Origin of the sequence: Prosthecobacter sp., assembly GCF_014879935.1 — a bacterium.
GTDB lineage: Bacteria > Verrucomicrobiota > Verrucomicrobiia > Verrucomicrobiales > Verrucomicrobiaceae > Prosthecobacter.
In genome coordinates this window covers 1-17,886 of the sequence record NZ_JACSRD010000146.1, presented here as the reverse complement: position 1 = coordinate 17,886, position 17,886 = coordinate 1, and the positions used below count along the sequence as shown (strand labels likewise).

The window sequence follows — 17,886 nt, the reverse complement described above, 5'->3', positions numbered from 1 at the left end:
CATGATCAAGGGCTAAGACCGCCTACAACTGCGGCGTCCAGCGGCGCTTCCGGCGGATCACGGGAAGTTGATCCCAGGTCAGATGCACGCCCTGGCGATGGATGTTGATCAGGATGCCCACCGCGACCATCGCAGCCACCAGGCTGGAACCACCGTAGCTCACGAAGGGCAGCGGGAGGCCCTTGTTCGGCAGCAACGCGGTCGTCACCCCCATGTTCAAGAGTGCTTCCATCCCCAGCAGAAACGTGAGACCTGCGCCGAGCAGCTTGCCAAAACGATTGGGCGCATAGGCGGAGACCATGAAGCCGCTCATCACCAGCACCGCGAAGGCCAGGACGACGGCCGCCGTGCCGCGCAGGCCCAGTTCCTCCCCCACCATCGGGAAAATGAAGTCAGTGTGTGCTTCGGGCAGGTAGGACAGCTTCATGCGCCCTTCGCCCAAGCCCCGGCCATCGACGCCGCCGGAGCCGAAGGCCAGCTTGGACACCCACTGCTGCAAACCGAGGCCCTCCTTGTGCTTTTCGAGGTCAAAGGTGACCATGATGCGGTCAAAGCGGTTCGGCAGGTATTTCACGCCCGCCCACAAACCCGCTCCGCAGGCCAGAATGATCAGCACGAGATAGCGGATCTTCGTTCCGGCCACAAACATCACCCCCATGCCCACAGTCGCCGTGAGCAGGGCGCTGCCGAGATCGAACTCGCAGCCGATCAGCCCCACCACTCCCATCAAAATCAGACCCGGCAGGGCGAATCCACGCCAGAACGTCCGGGTGAGCGTCTCATGCGTGGCAAACCAGCCCGCCAGCACGATGATCAGGGCGATCTTGCCGAATTCGGAGGGCTGCACGCGGAAGCTAGAGATGCCAAAGCCCTGCATGCCGATCCAGCGGCGCGAGCCATTGATCTTCACGCCGATCAGCGGCGCGTAGCAGAGCGCCAGCAGCACCGCCGCGGTGATCAGGATGTGCCAGCGCCAGCGCATCCAGACATTGTAGTCGATCAATGCCGCCACCATGCAGCCGGCAACGGAAACGCCCAGCCAGACGAGCTGCCGCCAGAGCGTCACATAATCCTCCGCGCCTTCGCCAGCGACTTCGAACGTGGTGCTCGCCAGCATCGTGATGCCGAGAGCGATCAATGAGACCGCCGCCAGGATGAGCAGGAAGATGGAGTGTCTGGCCATGAAAGCGTAGGGCTAAGGGCAAAGAGCGAAGAGTCTGAAGTTGGACGATTCACAAATGGTTTGGAGCGATGTGGACCTGAGCCTGTCTCTTTGCCCTTCGCTCTACGCTCCTTGCTATTTCGCCGGGATCACCAGCTTCATGCCTTCACGCATGGCATTGGGATTCTTGATGTTGTTGGCCTTCTGAATCGCAGTCACGGAGACGCCATACTTCGATGACAAGCGATAGAGCGTCTCGCCCGACTGCAAGGCGTGCATGCGCACCGGTGTCGCCTTCGCGACGGACTTGGAAGGCGTTTCCACCGGCTTCCGTGCCGGCTCGCTCTTCTTCACCGGCGCAGGCGGCGTGTCGGCGATTTTTTTGAGCATCTGGGTCGGCGGCAGCACCGGTGCGGGCTTGGGCAGGGCTTTGGGCTCCGCACGTTTCGGCGTTTCCTTCGACCCGGAGTGTTCGGGCGCCTCCGATTGCAGCAGGGAAGCAACACCAGGTCTCGTCGGTGCCGGCAGGGCGGCGATGTCCTCCTTCGGAGCGGCCGTGGTGGCCGGGATGTCGGCCGAGGCGATCGCACTGGTGGCCGGCGGCGTCTCGCCGGGTGTCAGCAGGGACATCGGAGTCAGCGCGGCCGAAAGGCTGGCGGGAGCTTCGGACGGTTTCACCGCCTCACTCGGTTCCTTCGTCACCGTGGGCGGCTGATCCTGCACCGCCAACGGCTTCGTCGCATCAGGTTCGGGCAGTTGCGGCTTCAAGGTCTGCCGGTCCACCGGGATGGCGCTCAACACCGGTTGTTTCGGCACGCGCAACATCGTTCCAGGGCCGATTTGCAGTCCTTTGTCGATCATGTTCAGCCGCGTGATCTCCTCCTCCGTCGTGCCGAACTTCGTGGCGATGCTCTTGAGCGAATCGCCCGACCGCATCTCGTAGCTGTCGAATTGCACCGTGTCCGCCGCGGCTTGCGCCTGCGCGGTAACGATCTCAGGCGCCGTCTGCGGCAGGCCGGAGCTGGTCGTCATGGCACGGGCGGCCTGTGTCACGGTCTGCTGCGGAGACTCATCCTCACCCATGAAATCGTAGATGATGATGCCGCCGATCAGCACGACGTGAACCAGCAACATGACGACAAACATGCGCGCCATGCCGGAGTTCGGCTCATGCTGGTTCCATTCGCCCTCTTCCGTGACGAGCGCCACGCGATGACGATGCCGCTCTCCATCGATGAGATTGAGCAGCAGCTTCTTGTCCTTGGTCTTGGGTGTCGTCTTCATTTTCATGGGACGTGAGGGTGGCGGGAGTTTGTATTTCAAAATCAGTTCAGGGAATTGACGGCGTCGCGGAACACATCGCCGCGCTGGGCATAACCGGTGTACATGTCGAAAGAGGAGGTGCCGGGGCTCAGGATGATCGCATCGCCGGCCTGGGCGAGCTCGGTGGCGATGGAAACAGCCTCCGCCATGTCCTTGCCACGCTTGCAGGGCAGCAGATCGCCGAAGGTCTGCTCCAGTTGCTGCGCAATCTCACCGATGAAGACCATCGCACGCACTTGGCCCTTCAATTCGGCCCTCAGAGGCGTGTAATCGAGCTGCTTGTCCTTGCCACCGGCAATCAGGACGATCGGACGCTCCTGCGAGCGCAGGCAGGCCTCCAGCGCGTGCAGGTTCGTGGCCTTGGAATCATTGATATACTCGCGATCCCGCAGCGTCCGCACCAGTTCGCAGCGATGACGCGGCGGCTCATAGCTTTCCATCGCCTTCAGCATCGCGGAAAACTCCAGACCGAACACGCGCCCCGTCATCAATGCCGCGAGCACGTTCTCCATGTTGTGCTTGCCGCGCAGCTTCAAACCGGCGGCGCTGCCGATCTCGCCGCCGTGGAGGTAAAACTTGCCGCCAGCATAGGTGTAGTCGGCTTCCGCACCGTAAGCGCTGAAGGTCCAACGCTGCGCCTGGCCGCTGGAGACGTTTTCACCGGCGCGCACGATGGCGACATCGTCAGCGGTGACGTTTTCGAAGATGCGGGCCTTCGCGGCGAAGTATTCCGGCATGCCGGGATAGCGGTCGAGGTGATCCGGGGCGAAGTTGAGCCACAGACTGGCCTTGGCGCGGAAGTTTTTGATCGTTTCGAGCTGGAAGCTGCTGATTTCGAGCGCCAGCACGTCGTGGCGCACGCCGCTGGCGACGACTTCGCTCAAGGACATGCCGTGATTGCCGCAGGGGATCGACTTCATGCCGCAGCCGTTGAACAGCGCCGCGATCAGCTCCGTGCAGGTGCTCTTGCCATTGGTGCCGGTGATGGCCGCCATGGGCATGTCCGTCAGGTTGAAGGCGAATTCAGTCTCGCCAACGAGCGGGACACCTGCGTCGGTGAATTTCTTCGGCAGCGGCCAGTGCTCATCCAAACCCGGACTGATGATGACGAGATCAAAATCACCCGGCTTGACCACGAGATCGCGCGCCGGCTGGCCCAGCACGCACGGGAAATCCTCCACCGGCTTCGCCTTGTCGCCTTCATCGAAGATCGTCACCTCCGCACCATGCAGACGCGCCAGCCGGGCGGCGCCGAGGCCGCTGCGGCCGGCACCGAGAATGGCGAAGTGCTGGGAGGCGAATTTCATGACTTAACGAATCTTGAGCGTGGCGAGGCCGAGCATGGCGAAGAGCAGGGAGAGCACCCAGAAGCGCACGATGACCTGGTTCTCATGCCAGCCGCCGAGCTCGAAGTGATGATGAATCGGAGCCATGCGGAAAATGCGCTTGCCGCGTTTCTTGAAGCTCCAGACCTGAAGAATGACGCTGCAGGCCTCCATCACGAACACGCCGCCGACAAGGGCCAGCACGATCTCCTGCTTGCAGCCGATGGCGAGCGTCGCGATGCATCCGCCGAGGGCCAGCGATCCAGTGTCCCCCATGAACATCCGGGCCGGATGCGCATTGAACCACAAAAAGCCAAGGCAGGCGCCCGCCAGCGCCATGGCGATGATGGGAAGCTCGTTCGCGAGGCTGTTGTGCGCGACGCCGAGGTAGTCAGAATAACGCGCATTGCCGCAGATGTAGCCGAACGCGGCATACGCGATGGCGGTCGTGATCGAGCAGCCGGTGGCGAGCCCGTCGAGCCCGTCCGTGAGATTCACGGCGTTCGACGCGCCGACGATGATGAGCGCGAACAAGGCGACCGCGAAGACGTGCATGTCGGTGATCACCGCGTCCTTCACGAACGGGATGTAAAGCGCCCGCAACGTGAGGCCGTTGTCGCCGGGGACCGCGTAGGCGAAAAGGAACCCGGCCACCACGGCCACGGAGGTCTGCCAGATGAGCTTGGTGCGTGCGCTCACGCCCTTGGAGTTCTTCTTGCTGATCTTCAGGTAATCGTCACGGAACCCTAGCGCACCGAGGCCGATCGTCGTGAGCAAGACGATCCAGACCATGATGTTGTCCCACTTGGCCCAGACGAGCGTGGAAACCACGATCGCGCCGAGGATCAAGATGCCGCCCATGGTCGGCGTGCCGGCTTTCTTGCCATGCAGTTCGTAGAGCTTGTGCACTTCCTCGGCCGTGCGGATCGGCTGGCCGATCTTGAGGGAGATCAGCTTGCGGATCAGGCGCTCGCCATAAAAAAGAGAGAGCAGGAAGGCGGTGATCGCGGCTCCACCCGCACGGAAGGTGTGGTACTTGAAGAGATTGAGGATTTTGTACAGGGCTGCGTCATCGCTCATCCAGCCGTGAGCGGTCATCCATTCCCTGAGTTCGTAGAGCCAATACATCATGATGCGGAAAAGTGCGTGAGAACCTGCTCCATGCGCGCGGAGCGGCTGCCCTTCAGCAGCACGACATCCCCCTCACGCAGCCACTCGCGCAGCCGGGCGGCGCAGGCGGCATGATCTGGAAAATGCTCGGAGGAGGAAGCCTTCGAGGCCTCGGTGATCCATGCGGCCTCGTTGCCGCCGACGCTGAAGACGGCGTCGAGCTTCAGCGAGCCGGCGAATTCGCCCACGCGGCGATGTTCGGCCTCGGCGATCGGCCCCAGCTCGCCCATGCGGCCCAGCACAGCCACGCGGCGGCTTTGAGGCTCTCCCAGCGTGCTCAGCGTGCGCAAGCCAGCGATCATGCTGTCCGGATTCGCGTTGTAGGAGTCATCGATGAAACGAACGCCTTTGACGACTTTCGGTTCGACCCGACCGCCGGTCAGCTTGGCCTGATTCAGCGCATCGGCGATGTCCGCCGGTGAAATTCCCTGCCTCCAGCCCATGCAGGCAGCCAAGGCGGCGTTTCCAACCATGTGTTCGCCCAAAATCGGCAGGCGCGCCTCAATCTTCTCACCGCTGAAGTCGAGCGAGAAACTGGTTCCGGTGGCATCAGCGCGCAGATTCGATGCCGCCACGTCCCCACAGCCGACTCCGGCCGTCGAGACACTGCCCTGGCAATGGCGGGCGATCACAGCGCTGTACTTGTCGTTGGCATTGAGCACCACGACACCGCCGCGCTTCACCTGGGCTGGCAGCGTGGCCTTTTCCCACGCAATCGCATCCTGCGTGCCCATGTGTTCGATGTGCGCCATGCCGACGTTCGTGACGATTCCGGCGTCGGGAATGGCGATGTCGGTGAGCACCTTGATCTCGCCGGGATGATTCATGCCCATCTCGGTGACGCAGCATTCATCGCCATCGCGGAGCGACAGCAACGTGAGCGGAACACCGATGTGGTTGTTCAAATTGCCAAAGGTGGCCCGGGTCTGGAGCTTCTTCGCCATCACGATGGCGGTGAGGTCTTTGGTGGAGGTTTTGCCGTTGCTGCCGGTCAGGCCGATGATCAGCGGGTTGTGCTGCTGGCGATAACCACGGGCCATGCTTTGCAGCGCGACCAGCGTGTCACCCACTTCGATCACCGCGCAAGGCAGGGTGCCCCAGGCGGAGTTCACCTTGCTGACAACAACAACGGCGGCTCCGGCGGCAGCGACCTGCGGGATGAAGTCATGCGCGTCGAACTTTTCCCCGACCAGCGCCACGAACACGTCGCCATCAGCGATTTTGCGCGAATCGGTGTTCACCTTCGTGACCAGGCGCGATCCGTCGCCCCGCAGCGTGCCTGCGGCGAATTGGGCGAGAGTCTGGATCGGGGTCGGCTTCATGAAAAAATAACGAATGACGAATGACGAATGACAAATGCAGGCCAGATGCCGAGGGCATTCGGCATTCGGCATTCGGCATTCGTCATTGGAGCGGCGATCATCAGCGGTCGAATCGGGGTGGGCGTCCAAAACCGCCGCGCTGGGCTTCGCGCTCGGCGGCTTTCTCCTCGCGCTCCTGGGCGCGGGCAGCTTTGAGGTCGTGCAGGAGCTGGCGGGCGACCTTGCGGTCGTCGAAGGGATGCTTCTTGCCCTTGATGTCCTGGTAATCTTCGTGGCCTTTGCCGGCGATGACGACGATGTCGCCCTCACGGGCGCCTTCGAAGGCGACGCGGATGGCCTCGCGACGGTCGGGGATGATGGCATGGCCCTTCGGACGGGCAAAGCCGGCCTTGGCGTCGTTCAGGATCTGTTCCGGGTCCTCGGTGCGCGGATTGTCGGACGTGAGCACGCAAATGTCGCTGCCTTCCTCGGCCGCAGCAGCCATCTTCGGCCGCTTCATGCGGTCGCGGTCGCCCCCGCAGCCGAAAACGGTGATGATGCGGCGTGGACGCAGCGCACGGACGGTCTTCAAGGCGTTCACGATGCCGTCCGGCGTGTGGGCGTAATCGACGAAGACATGGAAACGGGTGTTTTCCGACACGCGTTCGAGCCGTCCGGGCACCTGCGGGGCGTTTTGCATATGACGGATGGCTTCACGCAGGTTCAAACCGACGCCGTGAGCGGCTGCGAGCGCGCCGAGCGTGTTGTACACATTGAAGTCGCCGATCAGAGGCGTGCGGACGAGGAAACTGCGGCCCCGGGCCTCCAGTTCGAAGGTGGTGCCGGTGAAGTCGTACCGCACGTTGATGGCGCGGAACTCATTGTGCACGCCGAAGCCGAAACGCGTGACGCGGCCGGTGTTTTGGAAGCGGTCCACCAGCTTGCGGCCCCAGGAGTCGTCCCCATTGATGATGAGCGACGAGCGCGGCAGGGCGGCGGACATTTCAAACAGCCGCACCTTGGCCTCGAAGTATTTCTCCATCGTGCCGTGATAATCGAGATGGTCCTGCGTGAGGTTGGTGAAGATCGCAGCGGCGAAAGGCAGGCCGAACACGCGATCCTGATCGAGCGCATGAGAGGAAACCTCCATGGCGCAGGCGCGGCAGCCATTGTCCCGCATCTGGCCCAGCAGGCCCTGGATCTCGAGCGATTCGGGCGTGGTGTGCGTGGCGGGCATGTGCTGCTCGCCACCGAGATCGTAGAACACGGTGCCGAGCAGGCCGCTGCGCAACTGGGCGGCGTTGAAAAGGTGATGCATGAGGAAGGCCGTGGTGGTCTTCCCGTTCGTGCCCGTGACACCGGCGATGGTGAGCACCTTGGCCGGATGGCCGTTCAAAGCCGCGGCCGCCTGGGCCAGGGCGATGCGCGAATGGCGCACGTGAACCCACGGCGTGGCACAATCCTCCGCCGGAGCCTGTTCGGCGATGATGGCGGCGGCGCCGAGTTCGATGGCCTTCGGAATGAAGCTGTGGCCGTCCGCATTCGAGCCACGCATGGCGACGAAAACGATGCCAGGACCGGCTTTGCGCGAATCGTAGGTGAAGCCGGTCACCTCCGTGTCGAGGCTTCCCGAAACGGCCGGCCGTTCCAGGTGCGGGATGATGTCACGCAGTTTCATTGTGCACCTCCTTTCGCGGCGACTTTGATGGGGCGCTGGTTGCGGATGGCGAGGTGATCCAGCGTCTCACGCACGACTTCGGCGAAGATGGGGGCGGCGACGCGGCCGCCGCGGATCATTTTCGAGCTTTCAGCCTGGGGATCGTCGAGCATCACGAGGCAGACGAGCTGGGGGTTGTCGATCGGAGCCATGCCGACGAACGAGGTGAGGTAGGCGCCATCGATGTAGCGTTTCTTTTCGGGGTCATAACGACGTGTGGTGCCGGTCTTGCCGCCGACGCGCACATCCGGGACGGCCGCACGGCTCCCGGTGCCTTCCAGCACGACTCCTTCGAGGAAGTCACGCAGGGAGGCCGCTGTCTTCGCGGTGCAGGCCTGCCAGACCGGCTGTGGCGGGATGACTTCGGCCTCGCCATTGGGTTTGACGACGCGGTCGATGAGGCGCGGCTTCATCAGCACGCCACCATTGGCGATGGCACCGTAGGCCATGCACATCTGGAGCGGCGTGACGGAGACCTCATAGCCGATGGGCATGCGGGAGTAGGTGGTGTTGCTCCAGCGGCCGGTGTTCACGTAGCCGGCCTTTTCTCCCATCAGTCCGATGCCGGTGACGGCACCGAAACCAAAACGCGAGGTGTAATCGAGCATCAGGTCCTGGCCGACACGCTTGCTGATCTTGTACATGCCGATGTTGGAGGAATGGACGAGCACGCCTTTGACGGTCTGCATGCCGAGCGGTTCGTCGTCGCTGAGCTTCACTTTGCGGACGGGATCCTCATAAAACATCTGGCCGCAGTCGATGCGCTCGCCGGGGGTGACCTTGTGATTGTCGAGCGCCGCGGCAAGGGTGACGACCTTGAAGATCGACCCGGGCTCATACGGCTCCGCAATCACGTGATTGGTCCAGGTGCTGAGGTCCGGATTGCTGACGTCACGATGCGGACGCGCGGCCATCGCCAGGACGGTGCCGGTGGCGGGTTCGGTGACGACGATGACGACGCGGCGGGCGTTGTTGGCCTTCCACGCACGCTCACAGATGGCCTCGACGTTGTCCTGAAGCTGCATGTCGATGGTGAGATGCACATCGCTGCCGTTTTGCGGTTCGACGACGCTGCCTCGATAGGCCGGCAGCTCGTTGCCGGACTTGTCGCGCTCGATGAACTGCTCACCCGCGACACCTGCGAGCCTTGCGTCCATGAGCTTTTCGACGCCCCAGCGTCCTTTGTTGCTGGTGTCGGTGTCCCCCAACACGAGCGAAAGGCGGTCCTTCGCCGGGAAACGGCGGGCGACCGTCGGGCGCATGTGAATGCCAAAAATGTGCTCGGCCTTGAACAGCACGGCCCACTGTTTCGCGGTTTCCTCGTCGATCTGCTTTGCCAGCACGATCTCCGGCTTGTCGGAGGCGACCTGGGAGCGGATCTCAGCCTCCGGCTGAGGCAGGATGCCCGCGAGCACCCTGGCGACGTGGTCGTGATACGCGGCGATGGTCTGCGCCTCGTCGAGCTGTCCACGCAGGTCCAGTGCTTTCATCCCACGCACGGCAGCGAGATGATGACGGACGGTGATGATCTCGCGCAGATGGGTGCGGTCGGTGTAGAGCTCGCTGACGTCCTCGTCATGGGCGAGGTATTCGCCATTGAAGTCCTTGATGGCGCCGCGATGCGCCGGCAGGACGATGTGACGCTGGTATTTCTTCGCGGCGAGGCTGGAAAGACGCGGCGATTCCTTGATGTGGATGACCGCGAGCCTCCAGGTGACGAGCGAAAAGCCCGCCAGCAGCACAAAGAGCAGCACAAACATGCGCCGGCACACAGGACGGTCGCGACGGAGCTGGATCTGGCTCGGGAGAGGCTGGCTCACGGATGATTGGCGTTGGTTTGAGCGATGGAAGGCGAGGAAACGGCCGCTGCTGCCGCCGCAGGCTGAGCCGGCAGCGTTTTGAGAACGAGCAGGCTGTGCTTGGTGATCGGCCGCAGCAGCGTTCCAGCGGCGGTGAGGCGCGGCTGGACGCGATCGCGTGTGAGCAGCGTTTCGATCTTGTTGTTCAAGGCGAGAATCTCGGCGTTCAGCAGGCGCATCTCGGATTCGACCTTGCGCTGCTCGTCGCCGATGGCGCGGACACGGTTCTTGCTGACGACGATGCCGAGGCCCACGAAGGCAAGCGAGGCCACGACAATGAGAATGCCCGTGATCGCGGGCAGGCCCAGGCTGTTGCGGTAGCGGTTGCGCTGGCGTGGCTTCATGCGGAAAGGCGTTCGGCGACGCGCAGCCGGGCGCTGCGGGCACGCGGGTTCAATTCGATCTCATGCGGGCCGGCTTCGACCGGTTTGCGGGTGATGAGTTTCAGCACGCAGTCGGGATTCTTGCGCGGCTCCGGCCATTCCGGGCGGTCAAGGAAGGGCGTGGAAAGGTGCTGCAGCGTTTGTTTGACGATGCGGTCCTCCAGCGAGTGGAAGGAGATCACGGCGAGCCTGCCGCCGGGTTTCAACCAGCGGGGAGCGGCGGCGAGGAAATCGCGCAACGCGGCGAGTTCATCATTCACCGCGATGCGCAGGGCCTGGAACACCAGTGTGGCCGGATGGCGCTTGGAGCGTTTTGGCGAGGCGGTGGCGACGATCTCGGCCAGGTGCAGCGTGGATTCGATGCGACGGGAGGCACGCGCCTTGATGATCGCACGGGCGATCCGGCGGGCGTTGGGTTCCTCACCATACTCATTGAAGATGCGGGTGAGTTCCGCCTCATCCTCCTGATTGACGATGTCTGCCGCCGTGCGTGGAGCGTCGGTGTCCATGCGCATGTCCAGCGGCGCATCCTTGGCGAAAGAGAAGCCGCGGACGGCTTCATCGAGTTGATGGCTCGACACACCGATGTCCACCAACATGCCGTCGAAGCCCGAGACGCCGGTTTCTTCAACGATCTGCGGAAAATGACGAAAATTGCCGCGCAGGGCGCAAAACTGTGCCGCGTAGGGCTTCAAACGGTCCGTCGCATGCCTCAGGGCATTCGCGTCCTGGTCCATGGCCACCACGCGAGCACCGTGCTGCAGCAATGCCTCGGAATGACCGCCGCCCCCGAGTGTTCCGTCAAAGATCAGCTTGCCCGGGGCGGGCTGGAGCAAATCGAGAACTTCCTGGAGCAAAACAGGAGCGTGATAGAATGGCAGATTGCGCGTGCTGTGGCCGGGCTGGCCGGATTCCGGCACATCCCCCCCTCCCCCGGCTCCTGGACGTGTCACCAAAGTGCCACGCCCCCACGGCATGAGGTCATCCATGCCATCCGTGGACCCGAACCAGGGCCAGCTTCCTACTTGAGGAAATGCAATCAGTCTGGAAACCACAGAGAGCCACGAACGCGCAGACGAGCCCCCCTTCCGACCTTGAGGACGAAGGAGACGCGGCAGGAAAAGTCCGGTTTCGGCGTGCGCGTTCATGATAAACTGAAGACCTTCGGCGGCCATTCGCACTGATTGGGGTGTGAAATGTCACGCCAGACTAAAATTCTAACCAATCCTTATAATCTACGGTTGCTTGTTTTGGCAATCGGCGATTTTCAGAATTTTTGCACATGATTCAAATTATTCACATGGTGTTCATGCGAGTATTCAAAGAAGCTAGAGATACTCGCAAACCATCGGACAGTGGCATCGATCTCCGCGCGGGCGGTTTTCCTCCGTTTTGACGGCACTTCAACACTTTCTCCGTAGTAAGCGGCCGCCGCGGTCGAGGGCCTCTCCACCAAGAGGAATCTGGACAGAGCACCCGAACTATTGCTAGCCTCAGGGAAATTGAAACAATTCTGACCCAACGCCATGGCCAAGAAACCTGCTCCCAAAAAGGCACCTGCCAAAAAGCCCGCAGCGAAAAAGCCGCAGCCTTCCCCAAAGAAGCCAGCGCCAGCCAAAAAGCCGGTTCCTGCCAAAAAAGCCTCGCCGCCGAAAAAAGCCGCTCCAGCGAAGTCCGCCCCCGCCCCCAAACCCGCTCCTGCTCCGGTTCCCGTGAAGAAAGCGGAGCCTACTCCGGTCATGAAGCCTGTGTATGAAGCTCCCCCGCCCAAACCGGCAGCGCCAGCCATGCCGGGCGCCGCGCCCAAGGCCAGCGCTCCTGGCAATTCCGCGCTGACACTCGCCTGCCAGGCCTCAGCGGGGGCTGCGGCCAATGGAAACACCCATCCGGCCAACATCCTGGTGCTGGTGAGCAGCGCTGGCTGGCCGGTGACAGACCTGACCAAGGATCACTTCACGATCATGGAGTATTTCGAAGTGCCCGGACAGCAGGCGCCCTTCAGTAACAACATCACGTCCTTTCGCAATGTCGGCACGGGGGCTTATCTCCTCCAGGTGAAGCCGATCACCGGTGCTCCGTGGCGCACCGGCCATCACCTGGCCCAGGTTCTGGTGTCCTCCGCCGATGACCGACAAGGTCAGGGCGCGGTGAAGCTGATCATCCGGTGACGCCCCGGCTCGGCCCCTTTCGTCTGGTCACCGGAGCTTTGATGCGCCTGCATCAGGCCAGGCACGCGTCTTGCCCATCGCAACTCATGTGTCCCATCCCTCACGGGGGCGGCGGCGGGCTGATACGAAGCCGGACAAAACGCCTGCCACCGGTGCCTGAGGGAACAAGGGCACGCATCTGCATGGCACCGCCTGCTGTGGACAGCCATTCGCTGACCACACCCTCCGTGCTCCAGGAGCCTGGCAGCAGGCTGTCGCTCCATTCCACATCAAAGACGATGCCGTCACTCACCGCCCGGAAGCTCCGGGGATAGAAATACTCCAGCATTCCCCCCGAGCCCTTGGAAAGCGGTGTGTGCAGCACGCCAGCCACGCCTCCGTGGTGGCCGACCGCGTATTCCAGGAAGTTCACCATGCCGTCACCATCGGGATCCGCGTCATCGGCGGCGGCACCCGTGGCCTCTGCGATGCCAAAGGTGGTCAGACGCCACCCCGCAGCGCCAGTGCCAGTCTGAAAGTTATCCGCATGCACCTGTCCACTGGTGATGCTCAGGCCCTCGGAGAAGGCGGTCACGCTGACCTTGAACCCGCCCCCGGGGGGCATGGACCAGGAGGTTTGGCGTGTAGCCGTCATGGGCAGGCCGCTGATGCCAAAGGTGCCGTACTCCTGCCATTGGAGGCCGTCACTCCGTCCGGTGGGATCATAGCTGGCGGTGAAGACGCCCGGCCCGGGATCGTAGGTCAGCCGCAGACAGGCATCGGTGAGCGCCGGGTGATCGGTGGGTTGCGTCAGGGGCAGCACCTCTCCCTGTGCGGCAGCCGAACTTAGGATGGCCAGTATCCCCTCACCGTCGCCCTCCGGCCCGCTGCGGAAGAGCTCCAGGGTGAGGTAGTCCTCCGCATTGGCCAGGTTGGTCACGGTGATGCCGATGCAGGCGTTGTGGTCCGCGTCAGGCTCCACGCTGTTATGCACATCCACGATGACATCGAATGCCTGGATGGGAAAGACAGCGCTATTCAGCACCCATTCACGTCTGACCTCGTCAAAACCTTCGACGAGGTCCGGCGTCGCCACCCGGTATTCGAGCCGCCCGTTGGCCTCGACCAGGGAGCCATTCCCGCTGGCGATGTCCGCAGGTGCCCACTTCGCCGCATCGCGAGTGCTGTCATTGAAATCATCCCCACCGGAAAAGATGGGATCTGTCTTCGTGACCGTCACGACATAGTTTTTCGTCGTCACACCGTCCTGTGCCACGACCTGCACGGTGAAGATGTTCTCCCCTGGGACGGAAACCCAGATCGGGGACGGCACGTTGGACACTGCGGCATTGCCGTTGAGGGTGAAGGTGGCGTTGGGATCGGCCACGGTCGCGGTCAGCGTCATGTCAAGCGTGCTGGCGGGGACACGAGCGGCATACTGGGTCGTGCCGCTGCTGAATGCCGGACTCAAGGCCCCCTGGCTCAGGACCAACCCGGAGAGGTTGGCGTTGGTGCTAACCATGGTGAAAGTCATGTCTGCGCCGTAGGTGGTAGTGACACCGTTTTGGGCCACGAGCCGGTAGTGGTAGAGCGTTCCGGGGGAGAGCCCGATGAGGTTTGCGCTCACGGGCACGGCGCTGGTGCCGGAGCCCACGGCCTGGCTGCTGGTGCTGCTGCCGTATGTCGTGGTCGTGCCATACTCGAACCACACGTTGGTGGTAATGCCTTTCGGGTTCACGGCACCGTTGACGATGGCCGTATCGGAGGTGATCGAAGATGCAGGGGAGTTGGCTACTTCGGCAGCGTAGGACGGCACGGCTCCGGGCGTGGTGTCCCGTACAAAGAGGTAGCTTGTATCAGGGTAGTGGACCACAGGAGAGACGTAGTTTGACGCGCCGGCCGTCGTAGTGAGATCACCTTGCCAAGAAGATGCCCCGACGCCGACATAGGCATCAGGAGTGACCATGTCCGCCACGTTGTTCATCAGCATGCCAACTCTGACATTCAGATACCCCCCGCCGGATGCAGTCACATTCACACCGCCGAACTGGGTGGCACTCATCAAGGTGAAGTTTCCAGGACTGGGCGTCAGGGCCAGCCAGTCTGTGCGGCTGTTACTGGCAACAAGGGTGCCACCGGAGAACATGTCGCGGAGGGAAGTTTTGCTGAGGCCGGGCAGATTAAGTTGCAAACGCTTTGTCCCTAATCCCACCATGAGGGCATTGAAGGGAATCGTCGAGAACCCTTGGGATTTGAATTCGGTGTTATCCAACCCCGGACTGCCATCATTGAGGGTGGTGGTGTTGGTCCATAGCGCCGACGAGTATTGGAAGGTCGTCTGCGATCCATTAGCCTTCAGTAGCAGTGTCCAACCTCCGCCGTTGGTCGTCATATCGCAGTAAGCATCAAAAGGGTCTGCTCCGCCCGGCCCATCCGGATCGAGTGTATAGACCCCATTGGTGGCCGATGGAATCGTCTGCTTGATCGCCATGGCTCCGGGATAAACCAACGCTGCCCGCCCCGTCAGCCCCAATGCAAAGCTTCCCTCCGCATCTGGATCATTACTTTCAATAGTCATCGGTCCTGTGAAGGTGCCGGGCACCGTGTTCGCTAGAAACCGCACGTCGAAGCTGTGCGTGGCATTCGGTTCCAAGACATAAGCAGCAAAGGGGCCGACGTGCTCATACCCCTCGGGCAGGGTCAGCGCGGTGACATTCAGTGTGGAGCTGCCTGTGTTCGTAACACGGAAGGTCCGTGTCACCGGCGTGCCCAGCGGGGCGGTGCCGAAGTTCACACTGGAAGCGCCATCTACCAGCAGCGAACCCACCGGCTGCTCCACCTGGATGTCTGGCGGCGGGGCCATGAAGCTTTGAATGTCCGTGGTTGTCGTGCCATTCACACTCGCCGCGGTGACCCGGTAGTAGTAATTCGCGCCGACTGCGAGGCTGCCGGGGTAGAGCGTCGTTTCAAAGCTCTGCGTGCCACCACCGGTGAAGGTCCCGATGGTCGCGGTGCTGCCGAGAGCGTTCGTGGTGCCGTAGTCCACGGTGAGCGTGGTGCTGGCACCCGCTGGCTGCACCTGACCACTGATGAGCAGCCCCGCACCAGCCGGAGCCACGCTAGCGGTGACCAGGGGCAGTGCGGGAGCAGAAGCACCCAGCACGCGCACGACTGCCAGATTCGAGGTGCCGCCAGAGTCCGTCGTGAAGCCAGCGCCGACGAAATTGCCATTCGCATCCAGCGCCGAGCCATGAAGGCGGTCGTTGGTCGGGCCGGGGGTAATCTTCACGATGCCATCTGGTCCGTAGGTTTGATCGTAACTGCCGTTGCTGTTCAGGCGCAGGATGCCCATGCCTTGCCGACTGGCTTCCGAGTAGAAACCTGACAACACGATTTTCCCATCCGGCTGCACTTCCACCGCCTCCGCCCAGTCGGAATACGGGCCAAAGCCCACCGTTCGCATGCCGTCGCCGTCGAAGCTCGTGTCGAGGGATCCATTCGACAGGTAGCGGGCAATGCCAAAGTCGTAGCTGATTCCTGCGGTGAACGAGCGACCCACCGCCAGAATCCGGCCATCCGGCTGCAGGGCCAGGCCGAGAATCCGATCTTCACCGCTCGCCAGCGTTGTTGTGGTGATGCCGTTCGCGCCAAAGCTGCTGTCAAGCACACCGCTGGATGTGTAGCGTGCCAAAGCAAATGACTCGCCACCCGGGAGTGCCGATCTCCCACCCACCACAATGTTGCCATTCAGTTGAAGCACGGCGGCATACGCATTCGCCCCCAGACTGCCGATGGCGGTGTTCACTTTGCCTCCTGTGCCAAACCTCGTGTCCATGCTGCCATCCGCATTATAGCGGGCCAAAGCAAAGTGAGAGCCTGTCGGCGTCCCGGCAGTGCCGACGGCGATGATCTTACCATCCGGTTGAATCAGCAACTCTGCTGCGGAGTCATTGCCCGCAAACCAGTCCGTGGTCACCTTGCCATCCTCATCAAAGCTGGGGTCAAGTGTGCCGTTGGGAAGATATCTGGCGAGCGCGAAATCGTAGTGGCTCCCCACGTCGGCCTCACCGCCCACCACGATCTTGCCATCCGCCTGAATCCCCACCGAGTAGCAACCATCATTCGCACCAAAATCTGTGCGCGCCTGCCCGTTCGTTCCAAACGTGGCATCCGGCGTGCCATCCGGCAGGAACCGGGCCAGCACCGTGTCATTGCTCGTGCCATTGTGCCCAAAGCCCACCACCACGATCTTCCCATCCGGCTGCACCACCACATCCCGCCCCTGCGTGTTTCTCGGTGTGCCGCTGGTGGTGAAAACAGAGGATTGCACACCATCCACGCTGAAGCGTGCATCCATGACACCGGTGCCGCAGGAGCCCTGGATGGCAAAGGTGTAAGCCGACTCGTCAGGATCACTGTTCAGGATGCTCACCGTGGCCGTCTTCAGCCCGGTGGAGAAAGGTTGAAAGCGCACCGTGAAGCTCGTGCTCTGCCCAGCAGCCACACTGGCCGCTGGCTGGCTGGTCACGGTGAAATCCGCCGCATTTGGACCTGTGAGACGCACCCGGGGCGTGTCAGTGAGCACCAGCGTGTCCGGGCCTGCGTTCGCGATCGAATAGGTGGTGTCGGTGAAGGGGCCAGGCGTTCCTAGATGCCCATATTCGGTCCCATCTCCTCCCCATGGACTGGTGTCGCCTTTAGGTATCTCGATCCCCAGCCCGCTGATTGTGATCTCCGAATTGGTGGGATCAGTCATGAACGTCCTAACCGACGTAATGGTCGTGCCGTTCGTGCTGGTGGCGCTGATGCGATAGAAATAGGTGGTGGCGGGCTGCAGACCAGTCAAGGGTACGCTGAAACTCTGGGGCGTTGTGCCATCGGCGGGAGTGAGTGGAATAGATGCGCTGCTGCTGAAGCTACCATCCGTGCTATATTGAAAAGCGGCACTCGTGGTCTTCCCGTAAGGCTGGATGCTACCATGTAGGATCGCGCTTACCGAAGTGATGGCGCTTGAGGTTCCCAGCTCTGCCAATGGGCGCAAAGGGACAATGGCGGCTTTATAATCGGTTCCCGCCGCAATGGCTGAAACGCCACTGAGTCCAGTGGGCACATCTGAGTACTCGCCCCAGGCTACCACAGTGCCATCGACCTTAATCGCTAATGTTTCTGCCCATCCTGCCGCCACAGCTACCACGCCAGTGAGTCCAGAGGGCACCGTCGCTTGGCCGTAGGTATTGTATCCCCAAGCCACGACGGTGCCATCGCCTTTCAGCGCCACTGTATGCAACCCTCCAGCCGCGATGTCCCCCACGCCACCGAGGCCAGCAGGCACATTCGTCTGACCGTAATAATTGTACCCCCAGGCCACCACGGTGCCATCGGCCTTCAGCGCCACCGTGTGAGCCCATCCCGCTGCCACAGCCACCACGTTACTAGGCAGTGTTTTAAAACCTCAAAAGGCGAGAGAAAGAAGTTGTACTCACGGGTTGGATAACGGAT

The 17,886-nt window shown here is 62.2% G+C and carries 12 protein-coding genes; 1 reads left to right on the top strand and 11 read right to left on the bottom strand.

Features of this window, described 5'->3' with window-relative positions; all coding sequences use genetic code 11:
- Window positions 1-22: 22 nt before the first annotated feature.
- The 10 genes from IAE77_RS13440 to IAE77_RS13395 all read right to left on the bottom strand — a co-directional run bounded on the left by IAE77_RS13440 (window position 23) and on the right by IAE77_RS13395 (window position 11,981).
- Window positions 23-1,183, bottom strand: coding sequence for a putative peptidoglycan glycosyltransferase FtsW (locus IAE77_RS13440; protein ID WP_294227303.1), 1,161 nt, complete (start codon window positions 1,181-1,183; stop codon window positions 23-25).
- A gap of 114 nt (window positions 1,184-1,297) precedes the next feature.
- On the bottom strand, window positions 1,298-2,452 hold the full coding sequence (locus tag IAE77_RS13435; RefSeq protein ID WP_294227301.1) for a LysM peptidoglycan-binding domain-containing protein: 1,155 nt from the start codon (window positions 2,450-2,452) through the stop codon (window positions 1,298-1,300).
- Between the two features lie 35 nt (window positions 2,453-2,487).
- Window positions 2,488-3,792, bottom strand: coding sequence for a UDP-N-acetylmuramoyl-L-alanine--D-glutamate ligase (gene murD, locus IAE77_RS13430; RefSeq protein ID WP_294227299.1), 1,305 nt, complete (start codon window positions 3,790-3,792; stop codon window positions 2,488-2,490).
- Between the two features lie 3 nt (window positions 3,793-3,795).
- Window positions 3,796-4,890 (bottom strand): phospho-N-acetylmuramoyl-pentapeptide-transferase, encoded by a 1,095-nt coding sequence (gene mraY, locus IAE77_RS13425; protein ID WP_345780982.1) that lies wholly within the window; start codon window positions 4,888-4,890, stop codon window positions 3,796-3,798.
- Between the two features lie 47 nt (window positions 4,891-4,937).
- A complete protein-coding gene (gene murF / locus IAE77_RS13420) occupies window positions 4,938-6,302 on the bottom strand; it encodes a UDP-N-acetylmuramoyl-tripeptide--D-alanyl-D-alanine ligase (RefSeq protein WP_294227296.1) in 1,365 nt (454 codons plus the stop codon).
- Window positions 6,303-6,402: 100 nt separating this feature from the next.
- Window positions 6,403-7,959 carry a UDP-N-acetylmuramoyl-L-alanyl-D-glutamate--2,6-diaminopimelate ligase gene (locus IAE77_RS13415; protein WP_294227294.1) on the bottom strand — a complete coding sequence of 519 codons (1,557 nt, stop codon included), beginning with the start codon at window positions 7,957-7,959 and terminating at the stop codon, window positions 6,403-6,405.
- Window positions 7,956-9,818, bottom strand: a complete 1,863-nt coding sequence (locus tag IAE77_RS13410) for a penicillin-binding protein 2 (protein WP_294227292.1) — start codon at window positions 9,816-9,818, stop codon at window positions 7,956-7,958. Before IAE77_RS13410 ends, IAE77_RS13415 begins: the two co-directional genes overlap by 4 nt.
- Window positions 9,815-10,201: a hypothetical protein gene (locus IAE77_RS13405; RefSeq protein ID WP_294227290.1), complete on the bottom strand. Its 387-nt coding sequence runs from the start codon at window positions 10,199-10,201 to the stop codon at window positions 9,815-9,817. Before IAE77_RS13405 ends, IAE77_RS13410 begins: the two co-directional genes overlap by 4 nt.
- Window positions 10,198-11,229, bottom strand: a complete 1,032-nt coding sequence (gene rsmH / locus IAE77_RS13400; RefSeq protein WP_294227288.1) for a 16S rRNA (cytosine(1402)-N(4))-methyltransferase RsmH — start codon at window positions 11,227-11,229, stop codon at window positions 10,198-10,200. Before rsmH ends, IAE77_RS13405 begins: the two co-directional genes overlap by 4 nt.
- A gap of 278 nt (window positions 11,230-11,507) precedes the next feature.
- Window positions 11,508-11,981: a hypothetical protein gene (locus IAE77_RS13395; RefSeq protein WP_294227286.1), complete on the bottom strand. Its 474-nt coding sequence runs from the start codon at window positions 11,979-11,981 to the stop codon at window positions 11,508-11,510.
- Between IAE77_RS13395 and IAE77_RS13390 the strand changes: the two genes are divergently transcribed.
- Complete coding sequence (locus tag IAE77_RS13390) at window positions 11,980-12,408, top strand: hypothetical protein (protein ID WP_294227284.1); 429 nt, start codon at window positions 11,980-11,982, stop codon at window positions 12,406-12,408. The two genes, IAE77_RS13395 and IAE77_RS13390, sit on opposite strands and share 2 nt — an antisense overlap.
- A 100-nt stretch (window positions 12,409-12,508) precedes the next feature.
- On the opposite strand, the gene IAE77_RS13385 is transcribed toward IAE77_RS13390, so the two are convergent.
- Complete coding sequence (locus IAE77_RS13385; protein WP_294227282.1) at window positions 12,509-17,233, bottom strand: choice-of-anchor D domain-containing protein; 4,725 nt, start codon at window positions 17,231-17,233, stop codon at window positions 12,509-12,511.
- Window positions 17,234-17,886 lie beyond the last annotated feature (653 nt).

Excerpts from the sequence above, each read along its gene's own strand:
- IAE77_RS13415 (WP_294227294.1), bottom strand. The coding sequence starts at position 7,959 with ATGAAACTGCGTGACATCATCCCGCACCTGGAACGGCCGGCCGTTTCG.
- murD (WP_294227299.1), bottom strand. The coding sequence starts at position 3,792 with ATGAAATTCGCCTCCCAGCACTTCGCCATTCTCGGTGCCGGCCGCAGC.
- murF (WP_294227296.1), bottom strand. The coding sequence starts at position 6,302 with ATGAAGCCGACCCCGATCCAGACTCTCGCCCAATTCGCCGCAGGCACG.
- IAE77_RS13405 (WP_294227290.1), bottom strand. The coding sequence starts at position 10,201 with ATGAAGCCACGCCAGCGCAACCGCTACCGCAACAGCCTGGGCCTGCCC.
- IAE77_RS13435 (WP_294227301.1), bottom strand. The coding sequence starts at position 2,452 with ATGAAAATGAAGACGACACCCAAGACCAAGGACAAGAAGCTGCTGCTC.
- mraY (WP_345780982.1), bottom strand. The coding sequence starts at position 4,890 with ATGAGCGATGACGCAGCCCTGTACAAAATCCTCAATCTCTTCAAGTAC.
- IAE77_RS13395 (WP_294227286.1), bottom strand. The coding sequence starts at position 11,981 with ATGACCGGAGTAGGCTCCGCTTTCTTCACGGGAACCGGAGCAGGAGCG.
- IAE77_RS13440 (WP_294227303.1), bottom strand. The coding sequence starts at position 1,183 with ATGGCCAGACACTCCATCTTCCTGCTCATCCTGGCGGCGGTCTCATTG.
- rsmH (WP_294227288.1), bottom strand. The coding sequence starts at position 11,229 with ATGGATGACCTCATGCCGTGGGGGCGTGGCACTTTGGTGACACGTCCA.
- IAE77_RS13390 (WP_294227284.1), top strand. The coding sequence starts at position 11,980 with ATGAAGCCTGTGTATGAAGCTCCCCCGCCCAAACCGGCAGCGCCAGCC.